The sequence below is a fragment of the Thermodesulfobacteriota bacterium genome (genome assembly GCA_040757775.1).
In the GTDB taxonomy this organism is placed as follows: Bacteria; Desulfobacterota; UBA8473; order UBA8473; family UBA8473; genus UBA8473.
Map to the genome: position 1 here is coordinate 93080 of JBFLWQ010000006.1, position 15615 is coordinate 108694.

Consider the following 15615-nt stretch of genomic DNA (forward strand, 5'->3'; position numbering starts at 1 on the left):
GTTTTAGTATTCTTTTTTCGACACATATACTTGAAAAAGTAGAGTACCGTAATTATAGTTATAATTACATACACAAAAAACAGAAAGGAGAGTTTAAGGTGAAGGAAAAAGTTGAAGAAGTATTGAACCAGATAAGACCTTCCTTGCAGGCAGACGGAGGAGATATTCAGTTAGTAGACGTTACTGATGGGGTAGTAAAGGTAGTTTTAACAGGAGCCTGTGGTTCATGTCCAATGTCTCAAATGACATTGAAAATGGGGGTAGAAAAGGCATTAAAAGAGAAAATTCCAGGAATCAAACAGGTTATTGCAATGTAAATAAGAAAGAAGATGCAAGGATTATGGGAGAGGTAACCGCAAGAATTGGATACATAGGTTCTTCTTACTTACGAATATTTCAGGAGATAGTATGGATAGAACAGAAAGAAATATGGGCTTGGGGTTTAACCTTTTAGCTCACGAAAAGAGTCCATACCTTCTCCAACATGCCAAAAATCCTGTGAACTGGTACCCCTGGAGTGCTGAGGCTTTCCAAAAGGCGAAACAGGAAGATAAGCCTATCTTTCTCTCCATAGGGTATGCCACCTGCCACTGGTGCCACGTTATGGCACATGAATCCTTTGAGGATAATGAAGTCGCTAGGGTGCTGAACCAATGGTACATCGCCATCAAAGTAGATCGGGAAGAACGTCCTGATATTGACCAAATATACATGTCAGCGTGCCAGTCTTTAACCGGTAAGGGTGGGTGGCCGCTATCCATCTTTATGACACCTGAATGTAAACCTTTTTTTGCAGGTACCTATTTTCCCAAATCAAGACGCCTAGGAATGCCTGGTTTTACAGATGTTCTGACTCAGATAGCAGCCTTGTGGGAGAAGGATCGGGAACGCATTCTCAAGGTTAGTGAAGAGATTACCAATGCCATTCAGCCAAGGAAAGACCTGGTTTCCAAATGCCATGCCCTGGGCATTGATACCCTTCAGAAGGGTTATGAGCAACTTGCAGGGAGTTTTGATTCAAGCTGGGGAGGTTTCGGGGAGGCACCCAAATTTCCCAGTCCCCACCAACTGACTTTCCTTTTGAGATGGCATAAACGCAGCAGTGATTCAGAGGCTCTTACTATGGTGGAAAAGACCCTTGATGCCATGCGTCATGGGGGCATATTCGATCAGATTGGCTATGGTTTCCACCGCTATTCTGTTGATGAAAAGTGGTTGGTCCCTCACTTTGAAAAGATGCTTTACGATCAGGCCCTTCTGGCTATGGCTTATATTGAAGCATATCAGGTAACAAAAGATTATCACTATTCAGCAGTAGCCAGTGAGATACTCACATATGTGTTGCGTGATATGACAGCCCCTGAAGGCGGATTTTACTCGGCAGAAGATGCCGACAGTGAAGGCAAGGAGGGGTTATTCTATCTCTGGACACCCCAGGAGGTCAAGGATCATTTGAGGAATGAGCTGGGCGACCTTTTCTGCCGCTTCTACGATATCAACCCGGCAGGCAACTTTGAGGATGGCTTAAACATCCCCCACATCCCTATAACTCCTGAGATATTTGCAGAGCAAAATGGCATGGATTTAGCAGAGCTTGAAACCCTTCTGGAGGAAGCCAGGCAATGCCTCTTTCTAGTCAGAAAGAAACGGGCTCACCCTTTGAAAGATGATAAGATTCTCACATCCTGGAACGGACTCATGATTGCTACTCTTGCCAGAGGATACAGGATACTAGGGAACGAATTGCATATAAATGCCGCAAAGCACGCTGCATCCTTCATTCTGGAAAAACTCAGGAGACCCGACGGTCAACTCTTCCGACGATACAGGCAGGGTGATGTGGCGTATCCTGGATACCTGGACGACTATGCAGCTATGGTCTGGGGGCTTATCGAGTTGTATGAAGCGATCTTCGATGCCTCCTATCTGGAAGAAGCCATTTCTATAAATCAGGCGATGATTGACCTTTTCTGGGATAAAAAGACAGGGGGCTTTTACTTTACGGGAAAAAAGAACGAAGCACTGATTGTTCAGAGTAAAGAGATCTATGACGGAGCACTGCCCTCAGGAAATTCAGTAGCAGCATTAAATCTTATGCGTCTGGCCCGAATGACTGGGAATGCTGATCTGGAGAAAAAAGCCGATGAATTGACTCGGGCATTTTCCAGAAGTATTGCAACCTATCCCGTGGGCTATTCTCAGTTTTTGAACGCCCTTGACTTTATGGTTGGTCCAAGCCTTGAGGTCGTCATTGCCGGAGACCCTGCCCTTGAAGCCACAAGGGCTATGCTTGAACTACTCAACAAAACCTTTCTGCCCAACAAGGTTCTATTGCTTCAGCCTGGTGGGGAGGGGGATAGGGTACTCTCCACACTAGCTCCTTTTGTAGAGGAACTTCATCCGATAAACCATCTGCCAACGGCATACCTGTGTGAACAGTATATTTGTAAAACTCCTATAACGGACATTGAAAATCTAAAATTGGCCATTAAATTGGATTAGCGAAAAAGGAGGCGTTATGGAACGGTTTGAATATAAAATCACTAAACATCCCGCAGGAACCTTCAGGGAACTGGTTTACTTTTGTTCAGAGTCTGGCAAATGCACCCTGGAACAGGTTCCCTCCGATCAAACCGAAATACTCAATAACATCTTAAACGAACAGGGCAGGCAAGGCTGGGAGCTGATACAGTTATCTTTTGGCAAAGATGGTATAATGGCATTCTGGAAACAGAAATTAAAGGAATAATATCTCAAAATGCCTTGGTGTGGCTAACCTTATATAACAAACAATGCCATAACTACTAAGAGAGAAATGGAGATGAAACCATGGTAACTGTTAAGGTAAAAGGGATGTCCTGCAATCACTGTGTTATGTCAGTAACTAAAGCCCTTAATGAAATCGAAGGTATTAAAAATGTAAAGGTCGATCTCAACAAAGGCGAGGCGAGTTTTGACGAGACAAAACCTGTTAGCATGGATACTGTCAGGGAACACATCGAAAAAGCAGGGTATGAGGTTGGATAAGGAATTATGTTTGTTCTGGGATTACAGGGAAGCCCACGTAAGAATGGAAACACGAGTATTTTACTTGCATCATTCCTGGCCGAGGCTGAAAGGCTTGGGGCACGAACATATAATCTGGAAGTAACCAGCAAAAGGATAACCCCTTGTCAGGAATGTGGCACCTGTGAAAGGGAGGGGTTTTGTTCTATAATCAATGATATGGAGGAAATATATCCCTTACTTTGGAAGGCAGATATAATAGTAATGGCTACCCCTGTATTCTTCTATGGGGCTCCGGCCCAATTGAAGGCACTTATTGATCGTAGCCAAACCCTGTGGTCAAGGCGATACATACATAAACTCACAGACCCAGGTCGGAAGTGGAGACATGGCTTTTTACTTGCCCTCGGTGCCACAAGAGGTAAAAACCTCTTTGAAGGCATTACCCTTACAACCAAATATTTTTTTGATGCCGTTGGCGCCACTTTTGACGGAAGTCTTACCTACAGGCAAATAGAGGGACCAGGAGATATTGCAAAGCACCCGACAGCCCTGACAGAGGTGAAGGAAAAGACCAGAACGCTCATTGAGCCTCTTCTCAATAAGAAAAAAATCCTCTTTGTTTGCAGAGAAAATGCCTGCCGCAGCCAGATGGCAAGTGCATTTGCACAGTACTGGGCTGGAGACAGAATTGAAGCGGAAAGTGCCGGGAGTCAGCCGGCAAGCGAGATAAATATGCTGATGGTCGAGGTAATGAAAGGAAAAGGGATAGACATGGCATTTCGCAGGACAAAATCCATTGAAGAGGTTTTAGGCTATATGAAACCAGACTCAATAATATCAATGGGCTGCGGGGAAGAATGTCCCTACATTCCTGGTGTACCCATCCATGACTGGAATTTACCTGATCCCTCTGATAAGCCAATAAACTTTATGCGAGAGGTAAGGGACGAGATTGAAGAAAGGGTAAAAACACTTGTCAGTTCCAAAAATCAAGAAACTGAGAGCTGACAGCCTATAGCTGAACGCTGATTAAAACAGGGAGGAATTTTATGGATAAGTATGTATGCTCAGTCTGTGGTTATATTTACAACCCTGCCCAGGGGGACCCGGATAATAGTGTAAAGCCTGGCACCAGATTCGAAGACCTGCCCGATGACTGGTCATGTCCTGTTTGCGGGGCATCGAAGGACCAGTTTGAAAAGGAATAGATGGGTAAAGGATGATACTCCATTGAATAGATATCTGCGTGTATTTATCTTGATGGTTCCTTTGCTTTTTTCATGTGCAACGACCAGGAATCTTCCAGAACCTGTTACCGCTTACATTATAGAAAATGTTCCAATTTTCCCCCAAGAAAAATACCAGTGTGGTCCTGCCTCCCTGGCGGGGGTCTTGAGCTATTGGGGTGTAAAGGTTTCCCCTGAAATAATCGCTACAGAGATATACAGTAAGTCCGCAAAAGGGACACTCAACCTCGATATGGTATTATATGTCCAGAAAAGGGGCTTGGATGTTGTCCAGGCTAGTAGCAGTTTCAAATCTCTTAAAGAGAATATTGATCTGGGGTATCCAGTCATTGTCTTGGTAGATTACGGATTTTGGGTTTACCAACAGAACCATTTTATGGTAATAGTAGGCTATAACGAAAATGGTGTGATCGCCAATTCAGGAAGGAACCGGTATAAGTTTATCCGTGAAGAAGATTTTCTGAAATCATGGGAGAAAACAGATTGTTGGACATTACTAATAAAACCAAGTCAAGTACCATAGGGCACAGAAATTATGTATTTATCTCCCTGTTATTTGCTATCTGCTGTTTTGGGGTTTTTGCCAATTGTAGCCTGCCGAGGATTATCGTTCTTAAAGACCCGCTTGTGCCGGAGGAGCACCTAACTCTCGGAGTTGCCTATGAGAAAAGAGGCGAAGTTGATCCCGCGATAAAGGAATACAAGCTGGCATCAAAAAAACTGCCTATGGCATATCTTTATCTCGGGAATGTCTATTTTCAGAAGGGAGAATTTGGTGAGGCAGAAAAAAATTACAGAGAGGCGATCAGAAAAGACCCCCAAAACGCCGATGTCCATAACAATCTTGCATGGCTTTATTACACAAAGAGGGAAAACCTCGATGAGGCAGAAAGTCTTGCTCTGAAAGCACTGGAACTCAATCCTTCGAAAGGGAATATTTACAGGGATACGCTGGAAAAGATAGAGGAATTAAAAAAGTCTAACAGATGAAAGGATAAGGGTTATGCGTATATATAATTAAAACTTTTTTAAATCATAAAATGTATAGAACTTGAATAAAGGAGAATAGAAAAATGAGAACGCCATTTATGAAGCAGGTAACGTGGTATCTTGTTGTTGCCATGTTTATTATCGGTATTGTCCCCAGGGTTGAGGCTGGTTTTGCTCCCTCAGAGGCAGTCGCCCTTACAAAGATTGACAGAGCTGCGGATCTGGAGAAGGTACAGAAGGTTTTGGAGACAAAGATAATTAAAAAAAGACTCGAAAAATTGGGCTTTACACAGGATGAAATTAGCAACAGATTCTCACAGCTCAGTGACTCTCAGATACATCAGCTTGCCCTTAAGCTTGATGATCTGAAGGTCGGTGGGGATGGTCTCGGTGTGGTGATTGCAATCCTTGTGATAGCTATACTGGTTGTCATATTATTGCACCTGACAGGACACAAGGTTATAGTGAAATAATGTAAAGAAGTTCTGGCAAAGCTTTCAGCTTTGCAGACAGTTAGATGTGGTTTTAGTCAAACTTAGCCTTATTCAAATAAGGCTTTAGAGGAGAGCGGGAGGAATATTAGGTTCGGGGAAAAGCTATACAACCTCACGGACAATAGCAAAAAGTGCAGAAGTCCAACGACACGCCAACACAGGAGTAACACATGAAACCGATAGAGATAATTGATGGGATCTATTGGGTTGGTACCATTGACTGGAATATCAGGGACTTTCACGGATATTCTACATATCAGGGAACAACCTATAATGCCTATCTTATTGTTGATGAAAAGATTACACTTGTTGATACTGTAAAAAGGGAGTTCGCCGATGAATTGCTGGAAAACATCAACCAGATTGTCGACCCCAAAAAGATCGATTGTGTTATCAGCAATCACACAGAGATGGACCATTCAGGTGGTCTCCCAAGGGTGATGCACAAAATCGGGGAAGATAAGCCCCTGCTCTGCTCAAAGATGGGCCATAAAAATCTTTCCCATCATTTTCAGGAGAAATGGAATTATAAGCCAGTGGAAGACGGCGGGGAAATGAAACTAGGTAGAAAGAGTCTGGTTTTTTTAGAAACCAGGATGCTCCATTGGCCAGACAGTATGTTTACCTATGTCAAAGAGGATAAGCTCCTCTTTTCCAGTGATGCCTTCGGACAGCATTACGCAGGACTGGAAAGGTTTGATGATCAGATGGGCGAGGCTATCATGCCCCATGCCCTGAAGTATTTCGCCAACATCCTGTTGCTCTATTCCCCACTTATCCTCAAACTTGTTGACAAAGTGACAGAGATGGGATTGTCTTTTAATACAATCTGCCCTGATCACGGTATCATCTGGCGTAAAGACCCTGGCAAGATAATCAGGGCTTATGTGGAGTGGAGTAATCAGAAACCGAAGAAAAAGGCAGTGGTTATTTACGACACCATGTGGCAGAGTACAGAAAAGATGGCAGAGGCCATCGTAGCCGCTATTGGGGAGGAAGGAGTAGATGTCAAACCAATGCATTTGCGGTCATGTCACAGGAGTGACATAATGACCGAGATTATTGATGCAGGTGCAGTCATCGTCGGTTCCCCGACTCTGAATAACGGGCTCTTTCCAACAGTCAGTGATTTTCTGACCTATATGAAGGGGTTAAGACCGAAGAATAAGATTGGCGCTGCCTTTTGTTCCTATGGCTGGAGCGGTGAGGCCATGAATCTTATTAATAAAGAATTAGAGGCGATGAAATTCGAAATCATTGACCCAGGTTTGAAGATACAGTATGTGCCTGATAAAGAGGGGTTTCATGCCTGCTATCAGCTTGGCAGGAAGATAGCGCAGCACCTGTCCGGTCTGGAAGATTGATTGTCCATTAAGCCAGTTGACCGGTTAACAGTTAACCGTTAACTGTTAATTGTATTTATCTGAAGGAGGTACTGATGAGCAAAAAATGGAAATGTACAGTCTGTGGTTATATTCATGAAGGCGAAGACCCTCCTGATAAATGCCCGGTGTGTGGGGCATCGAAGTACCAGTTTATCCTCTATGAGAAATTGCCGGATACCCTTGAAAAAAGCCTGAAAGGGGCATTTGCCGGAGAATCGAAGGCGCACGTGAGGAATCTTGCCTTTGCCAAAAAGGCAGAGCAGGAAGGATTACCCCAGATTGCCAGTCTTTTCAGGGCAGTAGCCGAGGCAGAAAGGGTCCACGCCTCCGAGTATCTGAAGTACATGGAGGGAATAATCGGCAGCACAGAAGATAACCTGAAGGCTGCCTTTGAGAACGAAATCAATGCTAATACCCAAATCTATCCTCCTCTAATCAAGGATGCTATGGAACTCGACAGGGAGGATGTTGCCGGAAGTTTTTCCCGTTCCAGGGATGTGGAAGAAAGACACAGCAAACTCTACAAGGATGCCTTATCTGCCATGGTAACGGATCAGGTGGTTAATTACCATGTATGTCAGGTCTGTGGATACGTCTTTGATGGAGATTTGCCAGAGGAGTGTCCTGTCTGCAAAGCAACAAAGGAAAATTTCAAGAGGGTTGTTTGAGACGCTGGGCAAGGCTTTAAACCTTATGGTATTGATGAATAAAAAGAATGAAAGGAGAGTGATATGTTATTCTTTTCTGGAGGTGAGATAATCGAGGTGGCGGTGCAGATCGAAAGAAACGGGCTTGCCTTCTATCGATCTCTGGCAAGCTCTACGGAACATGAAGATGTTAAAAACCTATTTAACCATCTGGCTGATGAAGAAGAAAAACACATAACGAAATTTCAGTCTCTTTATAAATCCTTCAAGGACTACAAGCCTACTATCAGGGATGAGGAAGAATATTATGACTACATTCGTATGCTGGCAGAAATGAACGTGTTTACAAAAAAAGAGGGCATAGATGAGGTGTTAAATAAGGTAAAGGACAAGAAGGATGCCCTGGATATGGCTATAGGGTTCGAAAAGGAATCTATAATCTTCTTTGTGGAAATAAAGGGTCTGGTCAGAGAACCACAAAGGGATGCAGTTGAAGAACTTGTTCATCAGGAACAGGAACATTTGAGAAAGCTTCTCCTCTTTACCAGAGACAATAGGTAGTGTCGGCTGTCCGTTGTCAGTGGTTAGTCGTCCACGAGGAAGGTTAAAATTGAATAAAACGTGAAAAAAAGGAGGATTTTATGGAATTAAAGGGAAGTAAAACAGAGCGAAATGTCCTGACTGCCTTCGCTGGCGAGTCGCAGGCACGCAATCGTTACACCTACTTTGCCAGCCAGGCAAAGAAGGAAGGGTATGAGCAGATAATGTTTATCTTCGAGGAGACCGCCAATCAGGAGAAGGAACATGCCAAACGGCTCTTCAAACTTCTCAAAGGAGGGGATGTGGAGATACAGGCTGCCTTTCCTGCCGGGATCGTAGGAAAAACAGCGGAAAACCTCAAGGATGCCGCAGCAGGGGAAAACCATGAATGGACAGACATGTACCCTTCATTTGCCAAAGTTGCAAGGGACGAGGGATTTGTGGATATAGCCAGTATATTCGAATCAATAGCCGTTGCTGAAAAGCAACACGAGAAACGCTATCTTGGACTCCTTGGCAACATCAAAGCAGGTACAGTCTTTAAGAAAGACAATGCCGTGGTTTGGCGCTGCCGTAATTGCGGTTATCTCCATGAGGGAACCGAGGCACCGGATAAATGTCCTGCCTGTGACCACCCTCAGGCCTACTTCGAGCTCCTGGCAGAGAACTGGTAGAAACCCTAAACATCACCCTTTTTTAAGGAGAGTAGAATGAAAGAGAGAAAGGGAATTGTAACAATGAGGGGAAACCAGCTGACGCTGGTAGGAAACGAAGTCAGGGTTGGAGATAAGGCGCCGGACTTCGAAGTGTCGGATAATGAGCTTTCTCCTGTCAGGTTTTCAAAATTCCTCGGCAAGGTATGCATTATCTCCTCAGTGCCATCTCTGGATACCTCAGTGTGCGATATGGAGACGAGGCGATTTAACAAGGAGGCCGGCCAACTTGGTTCTGATGTTGTTGTGCTTACGATAAGCATGGATCTGCCCTTTGCACAGAAGCGCTGGTGTGGTGCTGCCGGTATCACCCGAGTTCAGACACTTTCCGACCATCGAGATGCTTCCTTTGGCACTTTATACGGTGTTCTGATAAAGGAACTAAGGCTGTTGGCAAGAGCGGTTTTCGTGGTCGATCGCAACGGAATTATACAGTATATCTCTTTAGTCAAAGAGATCGTTGAAGAACCGGATTACGATGCGATACTGGCAGCAGTGAAAAAGTTAACCTAGCGCAAGATGCCCAATGGAAAACCTTTAAGTAACAGATGGCTTGACTGCAAAAAAGGATTTCAGAAAAGGGAGGTAGGTATGAAAATAGATGAACTTCGGGACATTATAGACTTTGCTATAGAAAAGGAGCAGGAGGCTGTTGACTTTTACAATCTCCTCTCGGGCAGAGTGAAAGTAAAGCCTATAACAGAGGAACTGCGTAAAATAGCGGTGGTAGAAGAGAGCCACAGGGACCGGCTCAAGAAGATGGATGTTTCCAGTTATTTCCAAAAAGTGGTGAAACCTATACAGAATCTCAAGATAGCAGATTACCTGGTGGATAAGGAGCCTTCGCCAGATATGAAATGGCAGGACCTCCTGCAGATAGCTATGCGTCGAGAATTAGCATCCATGCATCTTTACACGGATTTAGCAAAGCTCATCACGGATTCACCTTCAAGGCAACTCTTTGAAAATCTTGCTGCCGAAGAAGGAGCCCATAAACTCTTCTTTGAAAAGTTATGGGACGAGGAGGTTCTGACGGATAACTGAACTTTTATTAAGATGTCGTCTCGACCGAAGAGAGATGATCTTTTTAACTCGCCTTATAAATAAGATTTCTCGTTTCACTCGAAATGACAGTATTGGGATGTTTATTTACAAAACGCTTTACCAATTCAGAAAGGAGAACAGACATGACAAAGAGATTAGAGATTTACAAATGTGAAATCTGCGGGAACATCGTAGAGATGATCCACGAAGGCAAGGGAGAGCTGGTGTGCTGCGGGCAGCCCATGAAGCTTTATGTAGAGAACACAACCGATGCGGCCAAGGAAAAGCATGTCCCTGTGGTTGAAAAGGCACAGAGTGGCTTCAAGGTGAAAATCGGAAGCGTTCCCCATCCTATGGAGGAAAAACACTTCATCGAATGGATAGAAGTAATTGCAGACGGTAAGGCATATCGCCAATTCCTGAAGGCAGGGGAAACGCCCGAAGCTGTCTTTTGCATTGATGCAGAAAAGATAACGGCCCGGGAGTACTGCAATCTGCATGGCCTGTGGAAGGCATAAAGAACGGCACATTAAATATAGGAAAGAGAGCCTCATAATGAACAGCAAGATAGACAAAAAAGCCATTTGGGACCTCAGCTATGGAATGTATATTGTCTCGTCAGGGTTTAACGGCAAGCTGAATGGCCAGGTGGCAAACACAGTTTTTCAGATAACAGCAGAGCCACCCCGCATTGCGGTCTGTATCAATAAAAACAATCTCACTCATGACTACATCTCAAAGAGTGGTTTATTTGCAGTCTCCGTTCTTGACGAGTCCACTCCGATGACGTTCATCGGCTTATTTGGCTTCAGATCCGGCAGGGACATAGATAAACTCTCACAGTGTGCCCAAATGAAAATCGGGGAGAGTGGTTCCCCAGTTGTTATGGATTATGCCCTTTCAGTAATAGAGGCCAAGGTGTTTGACCAGATTGATGCAGGGACACATACATTGTTCCTTGCAGATGTGGTCAGTGCTGAAGTCCTCCGTGAAGACAGACCCCTTACATATGCTTATTACCAGGAAGTCAAAAAGGGTAAATCTCCAAAGAATGCACCAACTTACAGGTCTGATATCGGGGGGGAAAATTAAGTCATCAGAGGGTCTGATTATACTAGGAGGATATTATGACAACACCAAGACATTGCCCGGGTTTTGAAGAACTCAAGCATCTCGCAGTATTCACATGCAAGTGTCCGAATTGCGGGAAGGAAAAGGAAATCTTTTCGGATGAATTCGACAGAAAGCACGTATGCAAAGGATGTGGCAAAGAGATTGACTTTACCCGCTGTACTCTCGAAAAGTCAGCTTAACTTCCTGCTACTAAAATCTACCCATACTTTCGGGCCATGAACCGGAAAGAGTAATATGGCAATAACACAAAGTCATACAGGAGGGACCGATGCGGAAAATTTTAATAGGATTGATCGCTTTAATGTTTATACCCGCTTTTTTGATTGCACAAACGGACACCCCTCAGTCAGACAAGCAGCAGAGGCTCGTCAAGGTAAAAGAGTTTTTCGAGACTAAATGCTCGATGTGCCACCCGATACAAAAGTCATTAAATAAAAATTACGACCAACAGAAGTGGAACGAAGTCGTCAGCAAGATGGGTCAGAAGATGAAAAATAAACGGCTAGGCGAGTTGACGGACGAAGAAAAAGGGCTGATTGTCAATTATCTCGTTAACGCGATACCGCCCCAAAAGTAGCTTTTGATTTCCATGGAATTGACCCTTATAAAAGACATCTTAGCCAGCACCCTATTATTGGTTGCTATCTGGATGGCTATCTTGATATGGGCGATAGCCTTCGGTAAAAACCCGCCCAAAGATGCAGCGCAGCGCAGAAAATCGCACTCTCTAGCTAGCCGCATAGCGCTCGTAATTTTGATATTACTCTCGGTGCTGGGCATCATCGTGTCCGATTTCTTCCGAGATATTTATGGGGCAAAAACGGTCGCGCACATAATAATTGGTAACTCGATCACCGCCGTCATCATAGCAAAAATAGCTGTTAGGCGAAGGTTTAAAAATTATTATAAATACTTAAAGTGGCTCGGATTATACGGGCTTACCGCAACGCTAGTGGTGTGGATGCTGATGTCCGGAATAAAGGTTTTTTAGCGTTGCCCGCCAATAAACTGTTTGTATCGGAACTTTGAACCTAATAAGTTAAGTGTTTGAGAAGCTTATTGATATAGCATGTTGAAAAAGAGCACAGGGAGAGCAACTCTAAAGCACAGGGTTTTGAGCCTGCTAAAATTACCGGATTTTGATAAGGCACTGGATAAATTATCGAAGTTACCACCTCGAAAGGTTATCAATACTCTTATCGCCTCCCTTTGCACCGATGATGAAGAGATGAAGTGGAAGGCTGTCAGTGCTATAGGCTTTATCGTCTCTAATGTCGCTGCAAATGATATGGAGGCGGCCCGTACAGTAATGCGCCGTCTGATGTGGAATCTAAACGACGAATCCGGAGGAATAGGGTGGGGAGCACCTGAGGCAATGGGCGAGATCATGGCATGCCACGAAGGTCTGGCAGAGGAATTCGCTCATATACTGATCTCTTACATTCGAGAAGATGGGAATTACATAGAGTATCAACCATTACAGCGTGGTGTAGTATGGGGGCTTGCAAGGCTTGCACAGGTAAGACCAAGGATATTGCGAGATAAAGATACTGCCCGTTTCCTTCACACCTACCTTGGCTCATCAGACCCCACGATAAGGGCACTGGCTGCATGGGCCATAGGGTTGCTTGGTGTCGGAGGAAGCCGCTCACGGCTCGAAGCTCTTTTAACTGATGACACAGAAGTTCAACTTTACATGGATCGCAAGCTGGTAGTTCGTCGTGTAAGCGAGATCGACACAGAGGCGCTGGCGAGCATTTGATTGTAAATAGAATCTTGATATAATATAAAGATTAGTGTGTCAGGAGATGAGGCTTATGAGCGTAAGGACATCAGCGAAAGTAGAAAGGAATTTAAGGAAGGGAAAACCGTTAAATGGACGCCCCTCTTTTCCCTCTTTTAATAGGGCTCTTTTCTCACTCTAGCATTGAAAGTCCTTCAACTCCCCACGATCGTGATTTTATCAACAAATTCAAAGGCTGGTGATTCACCATAATCTTTCCAGCGCTGTTGATAGAGAGGCAAGTCAAGAAGGCTGATATCAGTTGTCTCGCCCTCTTCTCCCTCATCGAGGCCGACATCAATCCTTATCCCACCCAAGTCGGTTAATACATAGCGTGGGTGTAGCTGATCTCCAGGATTATCTTCGTGCTGTTTCCATCGCACAAAGGTTATTGCCCTATTCCTTGGAAGAAGTAGTGGAATATGCCTCATGCATTCTGTCTTGAAATAAGTCTCTCCTAAATCGTCGCCGACGTGATATTCTATGCGGTTAACTTTTTCGTTCCCGTCTAATGCCATCAGAAAATGAAATAGCGTTCTGCGAAATCGCTTTTTTGTTGGGTCAAAATGAGGATCGACAAAGAGTACCTCTGAAGACATTTGCAAAAGGGGCTGGACCAATTTTGCCAATACCTCTGCACTTCTCGGAACACAGTCCTCTCTCTTTACTCTTAGTAGTGGCGTATTTTCTTCGCTGACAGCATCTGCTATGAGCACCTCGGGAATACCTCTCGGATTGGCGTTTGAAATAATCGCATGAAAGGGTTTAATGTTGTGCTGTTCTTCTGCATTAATAATCCATGCTAAAAAATAATCGTACGATCTACTTGTCTTCATAAGCTTAAGATCAGCATTGATAAGGCTCTCTTCAATACGCTTACGCTCGTAATCGCTACATGCAGCACAGGCATCATAGACCATTTTTTTCCATTTTTTCGGGAAGCGTGAAATGAGCCGGCCACGGTGAACGCCGAATTTCTCAAGGAAATAGCGCACTTTATCAAAGTTGTACAAAACGCAGGGATCTAAGGCATACTCATACAGCATATTTAGAAGAGCTCCTTAGTGCGCTCACCGAAGAAACCCCTTGGCCATTTTGTTGTGAATTCCCCTGTTTTGTCCAAATTTAATTTTGTAATACGCATTCCCTGATCTGTCTGCTCAACAAAATGGATAGAGAGCAAATCCGGAGAACACGCTGGGGCATCAACTGGCAAGCCGTCTTCACTGGTCTCTCTTATTCGTCGAAGCATCCGCAAAAGTAAATGCTCGCTATGTGTTTCTAGCAGAAAGCAGACATCCTGCTCCTTTACTTGAGAAATAAAGAGGTCACCTAATGCAACCTGAAATGCTGGATGAATATGTAGTTCCGGCTGCTCGATAGCAACGATGCCACTGTTTGAGTGAAGGGCAACAACAATAACAGGAAGCACCTGTGAGATGCCGATCCCGACATCCTGAGGAAGCACTTCTATGCCATTTGTCTCATCTCGAAGAAACAATTTTTTCTTTTCAGGCAGCCGTTTAATTTGTTCAATAGCTTCTTCATCATCAAACAGAAGCTCCGTACTGGTAAGAGATAACCAGAGTGAACTCGCTGTGTCGAGCTCTTTGTATTTCCTGATATCTATTCGATAACCTGAGTTTAGTTTGTTCTCGCTTGATAACCAGGTATTTGTCTTTTGGATAAACTCGTCATCTGCCCTGTTAAGTACATCCCAGGCAGCCAAGCCGCTCGTCCATCTTGCTTCCTCTTCAGTCCGCAACGGAGTAAAAAACCTGGGCGGCGTTTTGCGAATTGGACCGATATAACGAAATTTCCTCAGTTCATCTCTCAGTACATTGGCCAACCCTCCGAAATAGGTATGGAAAAAGTCGTTAAGCGTTTCCCATGTTGATGGTGCAAGATATTCATCAAGTTCGGGTGGTTCTAATCGGTCTTTCGATTCCTCAGCCAATGCTTCTTTATCCATAAGTTCACTATTCAGGTTAATATATCGGGGGAGGGCTGTTTGCTGATCAATAAATAATTCTATCTCGTTGCTTGAGAAGATGAAATCCTTCTTGATTGCTATCATTATGGCAGATAGCAGGTTAGGAAAATTTACGTTCTCGTCTTCAAGCTCAATCTCTGATGTGCTGAGTAAGTGATGCTTAAAATTTATATCAACGATCCTGGCTTTTTTACCAGCCTCGTCGCAGATGATTTTGCCAAAATGCTCATCATCTAACCCTACAGTACTTGAAAAGACGAGAGGTGCATTCAGAAAGTTGCTCCATTTGATCTCGAACTCGATCCATGCATTATCGACTTCCCCCGCCAAGAAATCTGAATAGTCGGCCAAAGGAGAATAAGCAATCTCAAACTTGAATCTCATGGGTAGGTTCAAGTCATGTTTATGTAACAGATTCCTAAATCCGCCTAAGTCGAATGATTCATCAGCCCCTGCCGTGCGGTCTGCATCTACATTATTCCTTTCAAGAATTTCACGAACATAATGCAAAGTCTGGACAATTGTGCTCTTACCGGCGCTGTTAGGACCGAAGAGGAACGTAATTGGTTTAAACTCCACACGCACCGGCTCGTGTATGCCTTTGAAATTCTCGATGGTAAGGGCTTTAATCATCAT

General features: G+C 44.1%; 23 protein-coding genes. 21 read left to right on the forward strand and 2 right to left on the reverse strand.

All coding sequences use genetic code 11. The features are described 5' to 3' along the window. The first annotated feature begins 98 nt into the window (after positions 1 to 98). The 21 genes from AB1401_05690 to AB1401_05790 all read left to right on the forward strand — a co-directional run bounded on the left by AB1401_05690 (position 99) and on the right by AB1401_05790 (position 12965). Entirely contained in the window at positions 99 to 317 is a 219-nt protein-coding gene (locus AB1401_05690) for a NifU family protein (protein ID MEW6614940.1), read from the forward strand. A gap of 91 nt (positions 318 to 408) precedes the next feature. After that, positions 409 to 2502 (forward strand): thioredoxin domain-containing protein, encoded by a 2094-nt coding sequence (locus tag AB1401_05695; protein ID MEW6614941.1) that lies wholly within the window; start codon positions 409 to 411, stop codon positions 2500 to 2502. 16 nt (positions 2503 to 2518) lie between these two features. Further along, positions 2519 to 2749 carry a DUF4177 domain-containing protein gene (locus tag AB1401_05700; protein ID MEW6614942.1) on the forward strand — a complete coding sequence of 77 codons (231 nt, stop codon included), beginning with the start codon at positions 2519 to 2521 and terminating at the stop codon, positions 2747 to 2749. Positions 2750 to 2829: 80 nt separating this feature from the next. Next, a complete protein-coding gene (locus AB1401_05705; protein ID MEW6614943.1) occupies positions 2830 to 3027 on the forward strand; it encodes a copper ion binding protein in 198 nt (65 codons plus the stop codon). A 6-nt stretch (positions 3028 to 3033) separates the two neighbouring features. Continuing rightward, positions 3034 to 4017 carry an NAD(P)H-dependent oxidoreductase gene (locus tag AB1401_05710; GenBank protein ID MEW6614944.1) on the forward strand — a complete coding sequence of 328 codons (984 nt, stop codon included), beginning with the start codon at positions 3034 to 3036 and terminating at the stop codon, positions 4015 to 4017. Between the two features lie 41 nt (positions 4018 to 4058). Continuing rightward, entirely contained in the window at positions 4059 to 4217 is a 159-nt protein-coding gene (gene rd / locus AB1401_05715; GenBank protein MEW6614945.1) for a rubredoxin, read from the forward strand. Continuing rightward, the gene (locus tag AB1401_05720; protein ID MEW6614946.1) at positions 4204 to 4779 is read left to right on the forward strand and encodes a C39 family peptidase; all 576 of its coding nucleotides are present in this window, start codon (positions 4204 to 4206) and stop codon (positions 4777 to 4779) included. The genes rd and AB1401_05720 overlap by 14 nt, the downstream gene beginning before the upstream one ends. Beyond that, positions 4740 to 5246, forward strand: coding sequence for a tetratricopeptide repeat protein (locus tag AB1401_05725; protein ID MEW6614947.1), 507 nt, complete (start codon positions 4740 to 4742; stop codon positions 5244 to 5246). The genes AB1401_05720 and AB1401_05725 overlap by 40 nt, the downstream gene beginning before the upstream one ends. A gap of 83 nt (positions 5247 to 5329) precedes the next feature. Then, the gene (locus AB1401_05730; protein ID MEW6614948.1) at positions 5330 to 5719 is read left to right on the forward strand and encodes a PA2779 family protein; all 390 of its coding nucleotides are present in this window, start codon (positions 5330 to 5332) and stop codon (positions 5717 to 5719) included. Between the two features lie 191 nt (positions 5720 to 5910). Then, on the forward strand, positions 5911 to 7104 hold the full coding sequence (locus AB1401_05735; protein MEW6614949.1) for a flavodoxin domain-containing protein: 1194 nt from the start codon (positions 5911 to 5913) through the stop codon (positions 7102 to 7104). Positions 7105 to 7178: 74 nt separating this feature from the next. Further along, positions 7179 to 7793, forward strand: coding sequence for a rubredoxin-like domain-containing protein (locus AB1401_05740; protein MEW6614950.1), 615 nt, complete (start codon positions 7179 to 7181; stop codon positions 7791 to 7793). A gap of 63 nt (positions 7794 to 7856) precedes the next feature. After that, positions 7857 to 8333 (forward strand): ferritin family protein, encoded by a 477-nt coding sequence (locus tag AB1401_05745; GenBank protein MEW6614951.1) that lies wholly within the window; start codon positions 7857 to 7859, stop codon positions 8331 to 8333. 80 nt (positions 8334 to 8413) lie between these two features. Beyond that, positions 8414 to 8986, forward strand: a complete 573-nt coding sequence (gene rbr / locus AB1401_05750; protein ID MEW6614952.1) for a rubrerythrin — start codon at positions 8414 to 8416, stop codon at positions 8984 to 8986. 36 nt (positions 8987 to 9022) lie between these two features. After that, on the forward strand, positions 9023 to 9538 hold the full coding sequence (gene tpx / locus AB1401_05755) for a thiol peroxidase (GenBank protein ID MEW6614953.1): 516 nt from the start codon (positions 9023 to 9025) through the stop codon (positions 9536 to 9538). 78 nt (positions 9539 to 9616) lie between these two features. Further along, a complete protein-coding gene (locus tag AB1401_05760) occupies positions 9617 to 10069 on the forward strand; it encodes a ferritin family protein (protein ID MEW6614954.1) in 453 nt (150 codons plus the stop codon). A 143-nt stretch (positions 10070 to 10212) separates the two neighbouring features. After that, complete coding sequence (locus AB1401_05765; protein ID MEW6614955.1) at positions 10213 to 10587, forward strand: desulfoferrodoxin; 375 nt, start codon at positions 10213 to 10215, stop codon at positions 10585 to 10587. A 37-nt stretch (positions 10588 to 10624) separates the two neighbouring features. Then, a complete protein-coding gene (locus AB1401_05770) occupies positions 10625 to 11161 on the forward strand; it encodes a flavin reductase family protein (protein MEW6614956.1) in 537 nt (178 codons plus the stop codon). Between the two features lie 35 nt (positions 11162 to 11196). Further along, a complete protein-coding gene (locus AB1401_05775; GenBank protein ID MEW6614957.1) occupies positions 11197 to 11382 on the forward strand; it encodes a hypothetical protein in 186 nt (61 codons plus the stop codon). An 89-nt stretch (positions 11383 to 11471) separates the two neighbouring features. Then, a complete protein-coding gene (locus tag AB1401_05780) occupies positions 11472 to 11780 on the forward strand; it encodes a hypothetical protein (protein ID MEW6614958.1) in 309 nt (102 codons plus the stop codon). 72 nt (positions 11781 to 11852) lie between these two features. After that, positions 11853 to 12194 (forward strand): hypothetical protein, encoded by a 342-nt coding sequence (locus tag AB1401_05785; protein ID MEW6614959.1) that lies wholly within the window; start codon positions 11853 to 11855, stop codon positions 12192 to 12194. A 78-nt stretch (positions 12195 to 12272) separates the two neighbouring features. Then, positions 12273 to 12965 (forward strand): DVU0298 family protein, encoded by a 693-nt coding sequence (locus tag AB1401_05790; protein MEW6614960.1) that lies wholly within the window; start codon positions 12273 to 12275, stop codon positions 12963 to 12965. 176 nt (positions 12966 to 13141) lie between these two features. Here AB1401_05790 and AB1401_05795 read toward each other — a convergent pair whose 3' ends face one another. Further along, positions 13142 to 14032, reverse strand: coding sequence for a hypothetical protein (locus AB1401_05795; protein ID MEW6614961.1), 891 nt, complete (start codon positions 14030 to 14032; stop codon positions 13142 to 13144). 2 nt (positions 14033 to 14034) lie between these two features. Beyond that, complete coding sequence (locus AB1401_05800; protein MEW6614962.1) at positions 14035 to 15615, reverse strand: DUF3696 domain-containing protein; 1581 nt, start codon at positions 15613 to 15615, stop codon at positions 14035 to 14037.

Coding starts and splice junctions, on each gene's coding strand:
- AB1401_05695 (MEW6614941.1), top strand. CDS start 409: ATGGATAGAACAGAAAGAAATATGGGCTTGGGGTTTAACCTTTTAGCT.
- AB1401_05700 (MEW6614942.1), top strand. CDS start 2,519: ATGGAACGGTTTGAATATAAAATCACTAAACATCCCGCAGGAACCTTC.
- AB1401_05705 (MEW6614943.1), top strand. CDS start 2,830: ATGGTAACTGTTAAGGTAAAAGGGATGTCCTGCAATCACTGTGTTATG.
- AB1401_05710 (MEW6614944.1), top strand. CDS start 3,034: ATGTTTGTTCTGGGATTACAGGGAAGCCCACGTAAGAATGGAAACACG.
- rd (MEW6614945.1), top strand. CDS start 4,059: ATGGATAAGTATGTATGCTCAGTCTGTGGTTATATTTACAACCCTGCC.
- AB1401_05730 (MEW6614948.1), top strand. CDS start 5,330: ATGAGAACGCCATTTATGAAGCAGGTAACGTGGTATCTTGTTGTTGCC.
- AB1401_05735 (MEW6614949.1), top strand. CDS start 5,911: ATGAAACCGATAGAGATAATTGATGGGATCTATTGGGTTGGTACCATT.
- AB1401_05740 (MEW6614950.1), top strand. CDS start 7,179: ATGAGCAAAAAATGGAAATGTACAGTCTGTGGTTATATTCATGAAGGC.
- AB1401_05745 (MEW6614951.1), top strand. CDS start 7,857: ATGTTATTCTTTTCTGGAGGTGAGATAATCGAGGTGGCGGTGCAGATC.
- rbr (MEW6614952.1), top strand. CDS start 8,414: ATGGAATTAAAGGGAAGTAAAACAGAGCGAAATGTCCTGACTGCCTTC.
- tpx (MEW6614953.1), top strand. CDS start 9,023: ATGAAAGAGAGAAAGGGAATTGTAACAATGAGGGGAAACCAGCTGACG.
- AB1401_05760 (MEW6614954.1), top strand. CDS start 9,617: ATGAAAATAGATGAACTTCGGGACATTATAGACTTTGCTATAGAAAAG.
- AB1401_05765 (MEW6614955.1), top strand. CDS start 10,213: ATGACAAAGAGATTAGAGATTTACAAATGTGAAATCTGCGGGAACATC.
- AB1401_05770 (MEW6614956.1), top strand. CDS start 10,625: ATGAACAGCAAGATAGACAAAAAAGCCATTTGGGACCTCAGCTATGGA.
- AB1401_05775 (MEW6614957.1), top strand. CDS start 11,197: ATGACAACACCAAGACATTGCCCGGGTTTTGAAGAACTCAAGCATCTC.
- AB1401_05780 (MEW6614958.1), top strand. CDS start 11,472: ATGCGGAAAATTTTAATAGGATTGATCGCTTTAATGTTTATACCCGCT.
- AB1401_05785 (MEW6614959.1), top strand. CDS start 11,853: ATGGCTATCTTGATATGGGCGATAGCCTTCGGTAAAAACCCGCCCAAA.
- AB1401_05790 (MEW6614960.1), top strand. CDS start 12,273: ATGTTGAAAAAGAGCACAGGGAGAGCAACTCTAAAGCACAGGGTTTTG.
- AB1401_05795 (MEW6614961.1), bottom strand. CDS start 14,032: ATGCTGTATGAGTATGCCTTAGATCCCTGCGTTTTGTACAACTTTGAT.
- AB1401_05800 (MEW6614962.1), bottom strand. CDS start 15,615: ATGATGATTAAAGCCCTTACCATCGAGAATTTCAAAGGCATACACGAG.